Source organism: Reticulibacter mediterranei (genome assembly GCF_016587455.1).
The window spans coordinates 8,839,506-8,855,663 of sequence record NZ_BNJK01000001.1; the positions used below are offsets into that span (position 1 = coordinate 8,839,506).

12 protein-coding genes and 2 pseudogenes are annotated in these 16,158 nt (G+C 50.9%); 7 read left to right on the forward strand and 7 right to left on the reverse strand.

Annotated elements, in window-relative coordinates; translation table 11 throughout:
- The first annotated feature begins 7 nt into the window (after positions 1–7).
- The 4 genes from K3T83_RS37860 to K3T83_RS37875 all read left to right on the forward strand — a co-directional run bounded on the left by K3T83_RS37860 (position 8) and on the right by K3T83_RS37875 (position 4,875).
- A complete protein-coding gene (locus tag K3T83_RS37860; RefSeq protein ID WP_220208074.1) occupies positions 8–505 on the forward strand; it encodes a hypothetical protein in 498 nt (165 codons plus the stop codon).
- Positions 502–1,323 (forward strand): HTTM domain-containing protein, encoded by an 822-nt coding sequence (locus tag K3T83_RS37865; RefSeq protein ID WP_220208075.1) that lies wholly within the window; start codon positions 502–504, stop codon positions 1,321–1,323. The genes K3T83_RS37860 and K3T83_RS37865 overlap by 4 nt, the downstream gene beginning before the upstream one ends.
- A gap of 122 nt (positions 1,324–1,445) precedes the next feature.
- On the forward strand, positions 1,446–2,885 hold the full coding sequence (locus K3T83_RS37870) for a phytoene desaturase family protein (protein ID WP_220208076.1): 1,440 nt from the start codon (positions 1,446–1,448) through the stop codon (positions 2,883–2,885).
- A 43-nt stretch (positions 2,886–2,928) separates the two neighbouring features.
- Positions 2,929–4,875, forward strand: a complete 1,947-nt coding sequence (locus tag K3T83_RS37875; RefSeq protein WP_220208077.1) for an ABC transporter ATP-binding protein — start codon at positions 2,929–2,931, stop codon at positions 4,873–4,875.
- 72 nt (positions 4,876–4,947) lie between these two features.
- Here the strand turns inward: K3T83_RS37875 and K3T83_RS37880 are convergent, their stop codons facing one another.
- The 4 genes from K3T83_RS37880 to K3T83_RS37895 form a co-directional block, all read right to left on the reverse strand.
- Entirely contained in the window at positions 4,948–6,183 is a 1,236-nt protein-coding gene (locus tag K3T83_RS37880; protein ID WP_220208078.1) for an IS110 family RNA-guided transposase, read from the reverse strand.
- A 281-nt stretch (positions 6,184–6,464) separates the two neighbouring features.
- Positions 6,465–6,854 carry a transposase gene (locus tag K3T83_RS37885; protein WP_220208079.1) on the reverse strand — a complete coding sequence of 130 codons (390 nt, stop codon included), beginning with the start codon at positions 6,852–6,854 and terminating at the stop codon, positions 6,465–6,467.
- A gap of 42 nt (positions 6,855–6,896) precedes the next feature.
- Positions 6,897–8,723 carry a reverse transcriptase/maturase family protein gene (locus K3T83_RS37890; RefSeq protein ID WP_220208132.1) on the reverse strand — a complete coding sequence of 609 codons (1,827 nt, stop codon included), beginning with the start codon at positions 8,721–8,723 and terminating at the stop codon, positions 6,897–6,899.
- 392 nt (positions 8,724–9,115) lie between these two features.
- Positions 9,116–10,114, reverse strand: a complete 999-nt coding sequence (locus K3T83_RS37895) for an IS110 family RNA-guided transposase (protein WP_220208080.1) — start codon at positions 10,112–10,114, stop codon at positions 9,116–9,118.
- Positions 10,115–10,411: 297 nt separating this feature from the next.
- Between K3T83_RS37895 and K3T83_RS58150 the strand changes: the two are divergent.
- A pseudogene (locus K3T83_RS58150) lies at positions 10,412–11,180 on the forward strand (IS6 family transposase); the annotation flags it as partial.
- Between the two features lie 239 nt (positions 11,181–11,419).
- Here the strand turns inward: K3T83_RS58150 and K3T83_RS37905 are convergent.
- Both K3T83_RS37905 and K3T83_RS37910 read right to left on the reverse strand, forming a co-directional pair.
- Complete coding sequence (locus K3T83_RS37905) at positions 11,420–11,716, reverse strand: hypothetical protein (RefSeq protein WP_220208081.1); 297 nt, start codon at positions 11,714–11,716, stop codon at positions 11,420–11,422.
- Position 11,717: 1 nt separating this feature from the next.
- Positions 11,718–12,545 (reverse strand): hypothetical protein, encoded by an 828-nt coding sequence (locus tag K3T83_RS37910; RefSeq protein WP_220208082.1) that lies wholly within the window; start codon positions 12,543–12,545, stop codon positions 11,718–11,720.
- A gap of 238 nt (positions 12,546–12,783) precedes the next feature.
- Here K3T83_RS37910 and K3T83_RS37915 point away from each other — a divergent pair.
- A pseudogene (locus K3T83_RS37915) lies at positions 12,784–13,223 on the forward strand (DDE-type integrase/transposase/recombinase); the annotation flags it as partial.
- A gap of 619 nt (positions 13,224–13,842) precedes the next feature.
- The gene (locus tag K3T83_RS37920) at positions 13,843–15,090 is read left to right on the forward strand and encodes a DnaJ domain-containing protein (protein WP_220208083.1); all 1,248 of its coding nucleotides are present in this window, start codon (positions 13,843–13,845) and stop codon (positions 15,088–15,090) included.
- Positions 15,091–15,472: 382 nt separating this feature from the next.
- On the opposite strand, the gene K3T83_RS37925 is transcribed toward K3T83_RS37920, so the two are convergent.
- Entirely contained in the window at positions 15,473–15,910 is a 438-nt protein-coding gene (locus tag K3T83_RS37925; RefSeq protein ID WP_220208084.1) for a pentapeptide repeat-containing protein, read from the reverse strand.
- Between the last annotated feature and the right edge of the window lie 248 nt (positions 15,911–16,158).

Sequence of the window (16,158 nt, forward strand, 5' to 3'; positions counted from 1 at the left end):
TATACATATGAGTGAGGGTTTGGTTAGCGGATTTTTCGGCATCTGGGCACTGCTTTGTGTCCTCGTCTATATCCCGAGATTCAAAAAGGCCATCCGTCAACGGGATTGGTTTAAGTTAGTCCCTGAATGGCGCTTCTTCGCACCCAGGCCAGCACAGGGAGACTTTCATCTTCTCTATCAGGACACGCTTCACGATGGAAGTTGTACGAACTGGACAGAAGCCAGGCCGATGCTTGAGCGCTCCTGGTGGAACATCGTCTGGAATCCAGGTAAAAGGGAGCGGAAAGCGTTATTCGATGTTGTGAATATGCTCAATATGCGTCTCTCTGTCTCTGACAAAGCACTGCAAGGCTCGATTGCCTACCTGATGTTACTCAATTACATCTCATCTCTTCCACGATCATTGTCGCCTGCATTCACGCGCTTTCTTCTGATGAAATCTCATGGAGCTTTTCCAGAGAAGGAGCCTGATATTCTGTTCATTTCGGGAGTTCATGAGCTATGACTCTTTTCTCTGTGATCAACCAGCAACTGGCAATCCTTCTGGTTGCAAAGTTCGCAGCGCTGGCAATTGTAGTTGCTTGCGCCGAATACTTGGTATTCCCTCACCCCTTGCAAAATGGTGGACTCATGAGCTGGGAGGTGGGGAGGCTTCGCCAGCCTCTGATGGTGAAAGGGGCAACAGGAAGAGTTCTGGACTGGCTCTTCTCCTATCCTCGCATCTCAGGTCTAATCGCCCTGCGAGCAGTGATTGCTCTGCTTATTCTCTTTGGTCCGTTGACCATCGTTCTCAATCCCTGGCTTCTTTGTGTGTTTGTTCTTGTCTCCATGTTACTCACTTTCCGTAATACTTTTGGAACGGATGGTGCTGATCAGATGGGAGACCTCTTGTTTGTTGGCTTAGCCGTGGTGGGCATTGTGACGACGCATCTTACCATGAATGTCTACCTCTGGTTTCTCACTTTTCAGGCATGCCTTGCCTATGCAATGGCAGGCTTTGCGAAGGCGGTTGCACCGGGCTGGCGTGATGGAACGTATCTGGTCGGAATCTGTGGCACCAGCACGTATGGAAATGCCAGGCTGAGAGATCTCCTTCTGGTAAGACCGACACTCTCCAAATGGCTCTCACGCGGAGTCATTATCTGGGAGTGTTTCTTTCCTCTTGTGCTTCTTCTCCCACTGCCGCTGGCGCTTGTACCGCTTATTGGTGGAATCGTCTTCCACCTGATGATGGCGTATATTATGGGCCTCAATGACTTTGTGTGGTCCTTTCTGGCGACATACCCTGCTGTCCTGTACTGTCTGCAAGTACGGGGGTGGTAGGAAAGAAGGCATGGGAACAGAGAGTTCAACATGCCAGCGGTATTGCTGGATGGTGCCACAAGGCAATGAGTGTCGAGAAATGAAACTAGCAAATAAACATGTAAGAAGGATGTTGTGAGATCATGGTTACACATCACAAATATGATGCTATCGTGATCGGTGCAGGGCCAAATGGGTTGGCGGCTGCTATTGCGCTGGCACAGGCGGGCCGCTCTGTCGTGGTTTTCGAGGCAAAGGAAACCATTGGCGGTGGTTCCCGTTCGCTGGAATTAACCCTGCCGGGCTTTGTCCATGATCTCTGTTCGGCTATTCATCCCCTCGCTTTCAACTCACCTTTTTTGCGGACATTGCCATTGGCACACTATGGTCTGGAGTGGATTCATCCACCTGTCCCTCTTGCACATCCTCTTGATGATGGCAGTGCTGTACTCCTGGAACGATCTCTTGACACAACAGGTGACACGTTGGAAAGTGATGGTGCGAACTACCATCGGTTGATGGCTCCACTTGTCGCACGCTGGTCTCTAATCGAGCAGGCGTTTCTGGGGCCATTACGTGTTTCTCCGCTCCTTCGTCATCCTTTTGCACTTGGTCGTTTTGGACTCTTGGCATTGCGGTCGGCGCAAGGTCTCGCCAGGCAACGCTTTACAGGTGAACGTGCCCGCGCACTTTTCGCCGGGATATCCGCACACTCGATGCTCTCTCTTGACCAGCCTAGCAGTGCTGCTGCTGGAATAGTGTTGGGAGTGATTGGTCATGTTGTCGGCTGGCCATTTCCTCGTGGCGGTTCACAAAAGATTGTGGATGCACTTGCGGCCTATTTTCAGGCTCTTGGGGGCGAGATTGTGACTGGTGTAGAGGTCAAAACACTTGCTTCTTTGCCCCCCGCTCGTGCATTGTTGTTTGATGTTACTCCCCGCCAGTTGCTGCGTATTGCTGGTGACCATTTGTCATATGGATACAGCCGTGCATTGCAACGCTATCGCTATGGTCCCGGGGTTTTCAAGATCGATTATGCTCTCGATAGTCCTATTCCCTGGAAGGCTGAGTCGTGCCTTCGCGCCGCTTCGGTCCACCTGGGGGGGACGCTGTCAGAGATTGCGGCTGCTGAATATCAGGTCACGCATAACCAGCATCCTGAGAAGCCTTTTGTGCTGTTGGCTCAGCAAAGTCTTTTTGATGAGACGCGTACTCCAACCGGCAAGCATACCGCCTGGGCATATTGTCATGTTCCTCATGGCTCGACCTTCGATATGACGGAGCGCATTGAAGCTCAGATCGAACGTTTCGCTCCCGGCTTTCGTAACCGTATTCTGGCGCGCCATAGCAGCGATTCGGCAGCGATGGAGCGCTACAATGCGAATTATATCGGTGGGGATATCAGTGGCGGTGTCCAGGATATCTGGCAGCTTTTTACGCGTCCAGCTATCCGTCCTGTGCCCTACACGACTTCGGCGAAACATATCTTCCTGTGTTCTTCATCGACTCCGCCAGGTGGTGGAGTGCATGGGATGTGCGGCTATTTCGCAGCTCAAACGGCCCTGCGTTCGGTTCTGCGATGACAGCCATTTCCATACCCGCAAAATCACATTTCAGGAGCCTCCTATGGCATTTCATAGCATGACTGCGTATGCGGAAGAACAAAAAAGACGTGGGCGTATAACAGACGTCCGCACAGTTGGACGTATCATACAAGCCTTCAGCCCTTACAAATTTCAGGTTGTGCTGGTCCTGATAGCGATCTTACTCACCACGCTCCTGGGGCTAGTGAATCCTCTCTTGATTCAACGCATCTTTGATGACGCCATCCAGAAAGGCAACACAACCTTACTCATCATGTACGTCATCCTTATGGCTATCACTCCTATTGTTTCAGGGATTATTGGTGTTGGGCAGACCTATCTCAACAATGTGATCGGGCAGAACATCATGCGCGACTTCCGCAACAGGTTGTATGCACACATGCAAAGCATGGCGCTACGTTTCTTTATCTCAACGCGTACAGGCGAGATCCAGTCGCGCCTCTCGAACGATGTGGGTGGCGTGCAGGGTGTCGTCACCTCCACCGCTACCACCATTGTCACCAATGTCTCAACAGTAGTGAGTACCATCATTGCGATGACGTACCTTAGTCCTCTTCTTACCCTTGTCTCGCTTGGTTTGCTGCCGCTCTTCCTCTGGATTACGAAGCAGATAGGTGATGTACGTCGTGCTACCAGCAAAGAGACGCAGAAGAGTATGGCATCTCTGACTGCGATGATGCAAGAGACGCTGTCAGTCAGTGGTATCCTTCTGATAAAGACCTTCGGGCGACAAAAATATGCCCAGGAGCAGTTTGAAACGGAAAATCAGAAGTTTACGGATCTAGAAGTACGCCAACAGATGATCGGGCGCTGGTTCGTCATGTTTATCGGCACCTTTTTTTCAGTGACACCTGCCATCGTCTATTTGATTGCAGGTTGGCAGATCATTCATACGCCGGGTGCAGGTGTGACCTTCGGTACGATTGTGGCCTTCATAACGCTCCAGAGCCGACTGTTCTTCCCAGTTGGACAATTGCTGACGATCCAAATAGAGATCCAGGGAGCGCTAGCGCTGTTCGATAGAATTTTCGAATACCTGGATCTGCCGCTTGAGATTCAGGATAAACATGGAGCACTGCGCCTCAAAGCTGAAGAGCTACGTGGCGAGGTTGCATTCAAGAACGTTTCTTTTACCTACAAGCATGACGAGAGGGTGTTGAGAGGGCTGTTCGGCACAGAGAGCAGTGGTCGTGACAAAGTGAAAGATTCAGTCTTACCAGAGCCAGTGACTTCGACTAGCGAGGATGAAACACCACATATCACGCTCAAGAATATTTCGTTTACGATTGAACCGGGGCAATTGGTTGCCCTGGTTGGTCCAAGTGGTGCGGGCAAGACGACTATAGCATATCTGGTGTCCCGGCTCTACGATGTGGACAGCGGAGTAGTAGAGATCGATGGACACGACGTCAAAGACATCGCGCTCTCTTCGCTCGGCGAGGTGATTGGTGTTGTCACGCAGGAAACATACCTCTTGCACACTTCAGTCAGGGAAAATCTGCTCTACGCACGGAGAGATGCAACTGAGGAGGAGATGATGGCAGCTGCGAAGGCAGTTGCCATCCATGATCGCATTACAGAACTCGACGAGGGCTATGATACGATTGTAGGGGAACGCGGCTATAAGCTCTCTGGTGGTGAGATGCAGCGCATTGCCCTCGCCCGTGTCATGCTCAAAAATCCACGCATCTTGATATTGGACGAGGCCACCAGCGCGCTTGATACCCATTCCGAGCGTCTGATCCGGACGGCGTTGGAGCCGCTGATGAAGGGCCGCACAACGTTGGCAATCGCACACCGTCTCTCAACCATCCGGGCGGCGGATGTCATCCTGGTAGTAGACAAGGGTGAGATAGTGGAACGTGGAACACACCACGAGCTGTTGGAATTGTGTGGGTTATACGCCCAGTTGTACAACGAGCAAATCTCGCAACTGAAAGATGAAGAAGAGACTGTAGTAGAGATGTAATCTTGACGGGTATTGTCAACCTGGTAGTGTGGTTAGATCCGGTTCCTTCGAAAATCACCTTACCCCAGGTTTCTAAGCAACTTCCTTAGGAGCAAGAATGACCCGATAGCCAAGTTGCTCGAGTTGATGGACATGGTGACGTTCTGTGCGGGCGGTATCCAACTTGGCGAAGTAGTCAGCTCCCAGGTCGTGGTAAGGTTGCTTGTTTCGCAGCACATGGTAGAGAATAACAAGCACGCTGTGGGAGACGGCCACAATGGCTTTCTGTTTCCCCCGACGTCGAGCGATGCGATGATACTGTGCCGAGAGATAATTATCCCTAGTATGAGCAATGGCCCAGGCCACCTCTCCTAAGACTGCTCGCAGATGAGCATTCCCTAGTGTCGTTGCTCCATTGTGCCGTTTGCCTCCACTCTGTTTGTTGCCTGGACACACGCCAGCCCATGAGGCAAGATGCGAGGCTGTGGGAAAGCGACTCATGTCCGTTCCTATCTCAGCTAAGATCGCAGCGGCAGCAGTTTCTTGAATGCCGATCACACTCTGTGCCAGTGTCATTGCCTCTTCAAAAGGGGCAAGTTGTTGCTCAATCTCTTTGTTCACCTGCTCAAGAGACTCTTCAAGAAAATCAATATGAGCCAGCATGCGCGTGAGCAAAAAGCGATGCTGAGGCTGGACCCGTCCATCTAAGGCTTTACGCAACTCCGGCAGCTTCGCTCGCAAACGACCTCGCGCCAATGCTGAGAGGGCCTCAGCATCCTGTACGCCATCAATCAATGCCTCCAGCATCTGCCTCCCGCTTTTACCCAACACATCAGTTGCCACCGCCGCCAACTTTACATTGGCTCCCTCCAACACTTTTTGCAGACGATTGACCTCTTGCGCCCGCTCCTGAACTAACGTTTTCCGGTAGCGAGTGAGTTCTCGTAATTCTCGGATCGGTTTGGGTGGGATAAAACTCGCCTTGAGCAGCCCATGCCGGTGCAGGTCTGCCAACCACTCACTGTCCTTGACATCGGTCTTGCGCCCGGGAACGGCCCTCATATGTTGCGGATTCACCAGCAGGATGCTGCGCCCCTCTTCCAGAATATTAAAAACCGGATGCCAATATACCCCCGTGCTTTCGAGGGCCAGATGGATCACTTGTAACCCACGGAGCCACTCATCAAGGGTCAGCAAGTCAGCGGTCATTGTTGAGAAGGTCCGGGTCAATTTCTGCACGGTTCCCTTGCTCTGAGTGATCAAGACGGTGACGACAACCGTCTTTTTATGCACATCCAGTCCAGCACAACGTTCATAGAGTACTTGCATGTGTCCCTGTCTCCTCTGCGGCTTTGGTCCTCTTTCTGGGAGAAATGAGCAGGGGGTGTGGATCAACAACAAAGTTCCTTCGCGTGCTCAGGTCTTCCGACGTGGCGACAATCATCCATTCTGGGCACACCCGGGTCAGCTTCTCTCACGGGCACAAGGCACCAAACCGATAACGACCTCTCCATGCTCACTCCTCTGCTAGTGTATCTCATTTTCATCCCCATCTGTGTCACCATGTGACATTGTGCTTCTCTCGTAAATCGCCCCAAACCAGCGAGCCATTACGCAACTTGGGGCGTCAAGGTGACGGTGTAACCCAATTGCTCGAGGCGTCGAACATGATGATGTTCTAAGCGAGGAGCCTCCAGCTGCTCGAAATAGTGCTCTCCCAGGTCTTGATAAGGCCGCTTGCTCTGCAGGATATGATAGATAATGACGATGATGCTGTGTGCTACTGCCCAGGCGGCTTTCTGCTTGCCTCGGCGACGGGCAATCCGGTGATATTGGGCATGCAAATAGGTTCCACGAGAACGGCCAATGCTCACGGCGACTTCCCCGAGAACCGCACGCAGCCATACATCCCCTTTTGTGGCCGTTCCACTGAGTCGCTTCCCTCCGCTCTGTCGGTTGCCTGGACAGTCGGGTAGCCAGCCGACGAGGTGGTTTTGCAACTCCTTTTCCGTCTGGCCCCCGCCGAACGGAGCGTGCGACTTTCACTGCACTCCGCTCTCCAGTGATGCTTTTCGTGACTGTGGTTTTCTTTCCCCTCGATGAATGCTGTCATGACAGCAGGCACAAACCACCAGCGTTTTGCGCCTTCTTTGAGCCATTTTCTGGACCCATCGAGGCTTCTCTTTCCGTCCTTTCTCTTTCAGGTCGGCGAGCTTGCGGATATGATGCACTTCTATGTTTGTCTTTGACCCACAGAGTTCGCATGTCTCCGCGAGCAGTCGTTTGACGAGGTCATTGGGTTCATGACCTCGCTTTTGAGAGAAGTCTGGGTCAAGATCGGCGAGAATTGCTCTTTCTTGTCTTCTCAGCGGAATGCCTCCGAACTGCGCTACCAGTGGTTTCTTTCCGTTTGCTCGCTCGACAACCACCTGTAGGCAAGACAATGTTCCGTAGGGCGTCTCCGTTGTCGCCCGATATTTCTCAGACATGGCTTTCAGGCTACTCCGATGTTTGCGTGCCAGCGTCCTCAACAGTGAGGCTTGCATAGCCCAATGTAGCTTGTGAAGCCAGCAGACATTGATTGCCAACAGGTAATACTCTACGAGGCCACGATATTCAGCATGATAGCGATTGATGATGGTGAATTCATCATCTTGGATCAGCTCATTACGATGTGCAGGCACTCCTTTGTGCATGTATTTGGCACACCGCGAGGTGATGACATCAGCAGGAACTCGTAATCCCATTTTGCCATTGACAGTCCGATGTCCCGATTTCGGGTGGTGTTTGTCGTTGGCGCGTTGGGCGACAATTTCATAGCCAAGGAAGCGAGCTGCGTCTGAGCTAGCATTGGTAATCAGCGTCTTTTCGATAGAGAGGGTGAGCTTGAGATTATCCCTGAGCCAATTCGCTATCTTTTCCCTGATTTCCTCGGCTTCTGCCCGGTTGCCAATGAACCCGAAAAGCGTATCATCGGCGTAACGAACGTACTTCAGACGCCGAAAGTCAGGATCTTGTGGGTCTCTTGAGGGGAGGCGCTGAACTTGTGTCCAGAGCTTTCGTGCCTCTTTTCGTTTCCCCGCACGTTTCCTGCGTTTGGCTTGTGCCCGAAGTCGCTCGTATTCTGGGTTGAAACGTCTTTCGGTTCCGCGTGTGTATTCTGGGATGAGCATTTGCTCGACATACCTATCAAACTTGTCCAGATAGATATTTGAAAGAATTGGAGAAACCACCCCACCCTGTGGGCTTCCAGAGAGGGTTCGATGAAATTTCCACTCTTCCAGATATCCGGCTTTGAGTAGGTTGGATATCAATCTCAGAAAACGATTGTCCTTGAGTTTCTCTCCCAGTATGGCGACTAACACCGTATGATCGATGGTGTCGAAATATTGGGAGATATCGCCCTCGATAAACCATTTCGTTCCGCTCCAGTCGTCTCGTATGGCCGTGAGAGCTGTATGACATCCTCGCCCAGATCGGAAGCCGTGTGAATGGGGGCTGAACTGCGGTTCGTAATATGCCTCTAGTATGAGGCGTATGACTTCCTGCAACAGTTTGTCGCTCCAGGTGGGCAAACCCAATCCGCGGAGTTTGCCGTTCTTTTTGGCGATGTAGGTTCGTCGAACTGGCGTCCAGCGATAACGTTCATGACGGAGATCGTCTATGAGTTTCTCAATTTTCGCCATCGACATCCCATCCACGGTCTCAGGGGTTGAGCCGGGGGTCATCGCACCTGTATTCGCGTACAGGCGTCCGTAGGCCATCAGGTACAGTCCTGGATTGTAGAGTTGTCGATAAATGTCTTCCAGCGGCAATCCTTGTTTCCCACGTTCATGAATGATACTGAGCACAGTTACGGCTGATCGCATCTCGCGTACCTCCCTGTTTTCACTATCGCGTATCACCTGTTCCCCTTCGCCGTGTAGCAGGCTTTCCCTACCGCTGACTACTATGGGAACTCCGTTATCATAGGTGTCTCCACCCTTAGACAATCCTGTATTCCGTCGCTTGAATACGTGCGAGCACAACGTAGGTGGTCCACTCATTCCCTTCAAGGGACTCGCTGTCTCTCATCTCGCCCCACGAAAGGTAGGGTGTCGGAATGTGATTTCACCCTATGAGGCGACATCGCTCTTAGACGCTGTAGCGGTGGGTGTGGGCATACACCGATTGGGAATTAGACTTCGAGCAGTCTAGCTCTCACCATATTGTGCGGGTCTTGCGGGACTCATCCCTAAGCGTCTTCGGTCTTCTCCCGCTTTCAGTGGCATGCTACTGTCCCCCACGATCTTTCGATGTGAGGTAAGCCATTGACCCAAGAACCTCCTTTCGAGTTCTTCCTGGCTGTACCAGGGATATTCAAGCGCGTGATACAGCGCACCACCCCAGCCCAAGACGCTAAATGCTTGGCAGAAGGAAAACGCGACATATCAATACCAATCTCAGCCACAATGACAGCCGCAGTGACGGCATTAATACATGGGATCGTCTCAAGTAAGGTCACCGCTTCTAAAAAAGGAGCCAAACAGTGCTCCACTTCCTCATATACCTTGAGAATGGCTTGATCGAGGAAGTCAATATGCGACAGGATTTGCTCAATAAGGAAACGATGATGGGCTTTGACTCGTCCTTCCAGGGCTCGTTGGAGTTCTGGGATCTTGGCACGTAATCGCCCCCGGGCCAAAGCCGCCAAGACTTCGGGATCTTCTTGCCCACTCACAAGAGCATCGAGCATGTCTCGTCCACTTTTTCCGAGAATATCCGTTGCTACGGCAGCTAACTTGAGGTTGGCCGACTCCAAGACCTTCTGGAGGCGGTTAATCTCGGAGGCTCGTTGCTGCACCAACGTCTTACGGTAACAGGTCAACTCACGCAATTCCCGAATAGGAGATGGGGGAATGAAACTGGCTTTAAGCAGACCGTGACGTAAGAGATCAGCCAACCACTCACTATCCTTCACATCTGTCTTGCGCCCCGGAACCGCCTTCATATGCTGGGCGTTGACCAGAATGATTGTCCGATGATCGTCTTCTAAGATATTGTAGATGGGATGCCAGAATACGCCTGTGCTCTCCATTGCTACATGTTGAATGCCTAAAGACTCTAGCCAATCGCGCAGCATGAGCAAATCAGCTGTCATAGTGGCGTACGTCCGGACTTCCCGCTGCACTGTTCCATCTTCCCCAGTGATCAGTACACAGGCCACCACACTCTTTTTATGGACATCCAGTCCACAACATCTCTCATAAACGATTTGCATCCTGGTCTCCTTCTTTCTGAATGAAAGGTCGAGGCGGGGGGGAAAAACGACAAGTTTCTCTCTCGTGCTCGTCCCTTTCGGGCGGCGACACTCATGGATCCTGGACTCCCCACAGGTCAGCTTGTGTTTCGGGCATCATGCTCCAACCCGTTTCCGACCTTGCTGTCACGACCATGCCTCTATCATACTCCATTTTCATCCCCTTGGATGTCGGCTGGACATCGTGCTTGTGTTGCAAAAAAGAAGGAGCTCTGGTAAGCTCTGCTTCAATTCGAGAAAAGCAGAGGAAGCTCCTTCATGAATCAGCAACATCCCTTCAAGTGGCGTCATTTTCAGGCCGAGATTATCCTCCTGTGTATCTGCTGGTATCTGCGGTATGCTTTGAGTTCTCGTGACGCGAGAAGAGATCATGATGGAGCGCGGTCTACACGTGGATCACACCACGATCTTCCGCTGGGTTCAACAGTATGCACCAGAGATGGAAAAACGCTGTCGGCCTCATCTGAGAGCCATCAACGATTCGCGGGCTGGGTCGATGCGCACCTCCATCAAGATCAAAAAAGTGTGGATGTATCTGTATCGAGTTGTTGATTCTGATGGCCAGACGTTGGAGTTTCTCCACGCGCCCAACACGCGATGCGTGATCCCACCAAACGCTTCTTTGTCAAAGCGCTCCAATCCTCAGCTTGCTCAACGGCTTCACCTGAGCTGGAGAACGAGCAAATGAGGAGGAAAGCGGAATTATCCTCGCTTAAGTCTGCCCCACGGATAAGAACGCTGCGTATCCCAAAGCGGAGGCTTTCCTCAAAACAATCGGGATCCTCCCTAAAAGCGTGGAACTGACGACCGCGTGAAATACCGGGGCAATCCAATCGAACAGGATCACCGTTTTATGAAACGCTTAACGAGGCCAGGGATGGGCTTCTTCTCCTTTGAGACCGCATGGCGGACGTTACAAGGTTTTGAGATGATGAACATGATACGGAAAGGGCAACTACAAGAGGTCGGCAAAGGTGATGTGAGAGGCCAGATGGCCTTCGTTGCCAATCTGTTTGGAGTGGCCATCTCACATGAACCAGAAGGGAACTCCATAACTCTTTTGATTTCTTCATCATTCTTGCAACACAACCTCCAGCAGTGCCCTCAAGCATGATGAGACATCTGGCACAAGCGCGAGCAGTTTGTTCGGTAGGACACACTCATCTCATGACGGAGGCGGCTTCGTTCATCATCAGAGGTGCGGTTTTGTTTGTTCTGCTTCCACTCGAAACCAACCTCCAAACGTGCCAGTGCAGCAGTGGCATCCTAAGAGGCCAGTCGGGCCAACGCCATCAAAAGGGATGGTATTTCCTGGCTACGCCCTTCTCCCTCGACTCTTTTCAGCAATGCATCTGCTATACCGACCGGTTTCTCACCTCGCCAATGTCCCAGCGTTTCAATGAGCGCCACACACGTCTCTGGCTGGTTCTCTTGCTCTAACCAGGAGAGCAACCGTGTTTGGAGTTTGCCCTGCCAGCCTTCTGGGATGGATTGTAGACGGAGTTGCCAACCGAAGGCGTGGAGCAACGCTGCATTGACGTGGCGACTCGTATGAGGCAGCACGTCAATGCAGCGTTGCCTCAAAAGCGTCTGGCGTCACACGATAAACGTTGGAGAGGATTCTCTCTCCAATGTGATGATCCTGCTCGTGCTCAGCCCACAATTGCTCAACCCGCTGCTGTATCCAGTCTGGTCTATCATGGACAATCTCGTGGAGGATCCACTCCAAATGCTGTCCTATGCATGGTGTGGAAGCGTGCAGAACCGCTTGCTGTGCCAGCTGCTCAATGGTTTCCTTTCCCAGAACTGATGCATTCTGCTTCGTACGCAAAACGCGGCGGGCCTGTTCGCATTGTTCATCATCGCTACTGAAAAGGTTCTTGACCAGCGTTCCCAACGACGCAAGCGACATGGTTTCTGGCGTGGATGAGATATCCTCTCCCTCTGTTTGTGGTTGGAGTAAAGGCCATCGTTTATTGCACGCGGCGAGAAATTGCAGAAATATGGCGGGGGGAGAACCGAGAACGTGTTCTAGATCTTGGAGAGCTTCAAGTGCTCTCTCGATGGCTTCGGTCACTTCCCCATCATGCTCCCAACGCTGGCGTGCAGACTGGAGGGATGCTCTGAGGGCGTGGATGTGGTCGAGGGCGCTGGCGAGATCGAGGTTGGGGGCGAGATCGAGGGCGCGGGCGTCGGCGAGGGTGCGGGCAAGGTCGCGGGTGTCGGTGAACATGGCAGTACATCCAAATGCAAGTGCGGCAGCAATTAGAAGCACGTTCGTGAATTGTGAACCCACCTGGGTGATGCACGCATCAATCCACTGGGTATCGCCACATACGCTCAACACAAGCGCTGCGTCTCTTGCTTCAGGTGTCATAGGTTGAAGTGTCAACGCACGTAACTCCGACTGCCACTGAATGAATGCATCCCTATCAGGGTGCTGGAGCAACAGCGTTTCTATGTGTGGTGTCAAAGGTGAGTCAAGATAGATGGAGTAGGCAAAAAGTCAGCTCCAGGAGGCAGATACAAACTACGAATGATCGTCTGCCATGTCCGACTGTTCTTGACCTGTTCGTGTGTCAGTAATTGCCGCATCGGCAACGGTGCCAGATCAAAGAGGCGTGGCTGACCTCTATCGGGCCATTGATAGAGATGGGAACCTGATTGATTCTCTTCTCTCGTGAAAAACGAGATATGGAGGCAGCTCTGCTGTTTTTCATGCAAGCTCTTGCCGTCGTTGGTCATACCCCGGAACAGGTAATAACAGACGGACATGCCTCTTACCCGCGAGCCGTGCGCGAAACACTGGGTGATCAGGTGCTCCATCGAACCAAGAAGTATCTCAACAATTGTCTGGAACAAGATCACCGGGGGATCCGCACAACGGTAGTATCCCATGCGTGGTTTTGGAAACCTTACCTCGGCTGCCCGCTTCTGCTCTGCTTTTGACGAATTGCGTAATTATCTACGTTCCCACTCGACTAAGGAAGAACTGGCCACTCCGAAGGAGTGGCGACAAGCTTTTCTTCATCGGCTTGATGCGTTGAAGGAAGCTCTGCAAATAGTCTCCTCGCGAGGGAGAAGACTCCGCAGTGGTTCTCTGGATGAGTTCTGTCTTCTCAATTCTGACACAACCCGTTTAATCCATTCTCCCACTGTTGTCTGATGGATACCGGTCTCAATGGCAATTTGTTGCTGTGTATAACAGTCTAGCCACATATCCCAGACTTTAGCTTTTTGCTCTGCTTTTTCCGCAGATTTGCGCTCCTAAATAAGTCTCGACTTTCCAATCAGATTCCAACTCATTTCCAACCTTACCTTCTCGCTTTCTGAGGTATAATCAAAGTCGGATGCATAGGTTCTGGTTCGACCTGGAAATGCTCTGTGTTGGTCTAAGGGTCGCTGTAGGGCCAGCAGATCAGCACAGCAAAGTCACTTTATCTTGCTTACCCCGCAAGCGGGTGAAACTGTTAGGCGAAGCGCTCTCGTTCGGGGTCTGCTATCTACGTTGAGTGTACCTTCATTGATGAGCAGAAATAGACATGTTACTCTTCTTACAAAGATATGGTCTGGCAAAATCATATGTTCTAGATACTCCCGGATAGGGAAGAGAGTTTTTCTAGAACTGACGAGAACGGATATTCTCTCTTCATAATAAGCGACTTGACACCTCATCTGGAGATATATGAATGGAATCATTTGTTGATTACTATGCTCTTCTACACGTTTCACTCGACGCCAGCTCTGAAGATATCACAAAGGCATTTCGTGCTGGGGCCTTGAAATTCCACCCTGATCGGAACAAAAGCCAGGATGCTAGCACCCAATTTATCAAAATCAGACAGGCATATGATGTGCTAAAAGATCCTCAAAAGCGAGAAGATTACGATAGATTATACAGGCGCCATAAGCAGAAATCGATAGGTGCAGGGAGCGACAAAGAGCCATCATTCAGGCAACCAACAGGAGCCGCCCGCAACGTGTCGCCCAGACCTACGCGCGATCCAGTCTATATCATTCTCCACTTCACGAAAGGGCAGGCTGCCCATGTTGTCCTGGGAAACACTACGTATCATCTTAGCACCGACAAAGTCGATACTCTGATGCAGGATGGAATGGTACGCGGCCATCTCTCAGAGCAGATCGAGTATCTTCTCATGTACTGCATCCACTGCCATGCCCTTTTTGCAAGCCAGCGAGACTGCACCAGAATTGGCATCCTCTACTTTCCTTATGACCTTTATCCACTCTGCCCACATTGTGATGCCCTCAACTGGTGTCCCGCCAATGAGAAACATGAAAAACGTCAGAGAGAGGCCGAAGCCAAGCGCGTGCGAGATGCACAAAAGAAGCTGGATGATTGGAAGAAGCAGCAGAGTGAGGAAGGAGAAGCGGAGAGAAGAGCAGCAACACAGAGGAGAGAAGAGAGGTACCGTCAGGTGTCAGAGCCTGGGGAATGGCAGCGACAAAGACGCAGAAGGAATTTGATTGGTTTCTGGATAGTAGTCGGCGGCATTATAGCTCTTGCTCTTGGACCCCCACTTTTCGGGGCGTTGACAAGAGCGTTGACAAACCCACCTTCGATCACAAATCTTCACACGATCACTCCTGTTCTCTCAAAGAGCGTCATTGAAATCGGTTTCGATTATCAGCCTAGCAATACGCAAGGAGATATCAAGGTACAGTTCTTCACTGCCGGTGAAATAATTGATAGCCAGACACTGGATACGAAAGAGATGACGCCGGGATCTCAGACAGTATCAACGACTGCTTTTCTCGATACTTCATATGCAGATGGCACCGTTACTCTCTATTGGTGCCCTAACTATAATTGTACGAATCAACAAGAGATGGGAACAACAGATTTTTCTCTTCCCACTGATGACAGTACTTTCCAGGTCGCTTGCAGACTTGAAATGGAACAGAGTACCGGCTAACAGCAGAAATTCCCTGTTAGCTGGTACTCTGCTTGTCTACTACTACAATTGGAGTTAGGTGGTAAAAGCTGCGAAACGACGTTTGTAAGGATGTGTCAGAACTGGGAACGTGGGTAATCACCAAGACAGCTTTGATCATCCTTGCCACGGCCTGTCTCGGTATTACATACTCAAGATCAGAGTGTTGTCGAGTACCTGATATAATAGTTCTCCCGCAGAAATAGTGCTCAGCAACAGGTTCCTATGGAGTTTCACAGGTAGTGTTGCAAAAAATTATAAGCTCATCAAAATAAACTGTATACAAAAAATATTTACTGGTAAAAGAAGTAAAAGAAGCACTCATTTTATTGTAAATACTTTTCTTTTACTTCTCTTACATGAGTCATTTTGATGAGCTTATAATTTTTTGCAACACTACCGTTCCGGCCCAGGACACATCGACGAGACAAGGGCCAACGTGCTGGTCATTGATGAGGATGGCCTCGCTGAGCTGAACCCCTTCCAATTTGGCCCCAGAGAGATTGGTATCGGATAATTGTGCTTGTGAGAGGTTGGCATTGCTTAACTGCGTCTCTGAGAGGCTGGCTCCATCTAACTGTACCCTTGAGAGGTTGGCATTGCTTAACTTCGCCCTGAAGAGGTCGGCACCGGTCAACTGTGTTCCAGCGAGGTTGGCACCAGATAAGTGCGCCCAGGAGAGATTGGCGTGTTCTAGATGTGCCTGTGAGAGGTCGGTGTGTTCTACCGCTACTTTGTTGACTCGGGAAATTGGGCCTGATTTCGGGTAGATATCCTGAGCAATGTGAGCACAAATCGTCACGAATTGATCGGTTTAAAACAAGGGAAAATCCCAAGTCAACAAAGTAGCGCTACAACGGTGTTCACAAAAATTGAGCCAGAGGCAAATGTCACAGAAATGTCCGACACTGTCCTGGCTTTCGTTCCCTATCTGCTCTAAAATGGTAGAGAAACGGAATAAATACAGTAATGAGATAGAGAAGCTTTGTGATCTTTTCATTGTTGTTCGCTCGTTTCATCCAGATATACTTTTTTTGTGTATACAAAGAG

What these genes read in the sequence shown, in the direction of transcription:
- K3T83_RS37880 (WP_220208078.1), bottom strand. Translation starts at nt 6,183, where the DNA reads ATGCAAGTACTCTATGAACGTTGTGCTGGACTGGATGTGCATAAAAAG.
- K3T83_RS37920 (WP_220208083.1), top strand. Translation starts at nt 13,843, where the DNA reads ATGGAATCATTTGTTGATTACTATGCTCTTCTACACGTTTCACTCGAC.
- K3T83_RS37875 (WP_220208077.1), top strand. Translation starts at nt 2,929, where the DNA reads ATGGCATTTCATAGCATGACTGCGTATGCGGAAGAACAAAAAAGACGT.
- K3T83_RS37895 (WP_220208080.1), bottom strand. Translation starts at nt 10,114, where the DNA reads ATGCAAATCGTTTATGAGAGATGTTGTGGACTGGATGTCCATAAAAAG.
- K3T83_RS37890 (WP_220208132.1), bottom strand. Translation starts at nt 8,723, where the DNA reads ATGCGATCAGCCGTAACTGTGCTCAGTATCATTCATGAACGTGGGAAA.
- K3T83_RS37860 (WP_220208074.1), top strand. Translation starts at nt 8, where the DNA reads ATGAGTGAGGGTTTGGTTAGCGGATTTTTCGGCATCTGGGCACTGCTT.
- K3T83_RS37870 (WP_220208076.1), top strand. Translation starts at nt 1,446, where the DNA reads ATGGTTACACATCACAAATATGATGCTATCGTGATCGGTGCAGGGCCA.
- K3T83_RS37865 (WP_220208075.1), top strand. Translation starts at nt 502, where the DNA reads ATGACTCTTTTCTCTGTGATCAACCAGCAACTGGCAATCCTTCTGGTT.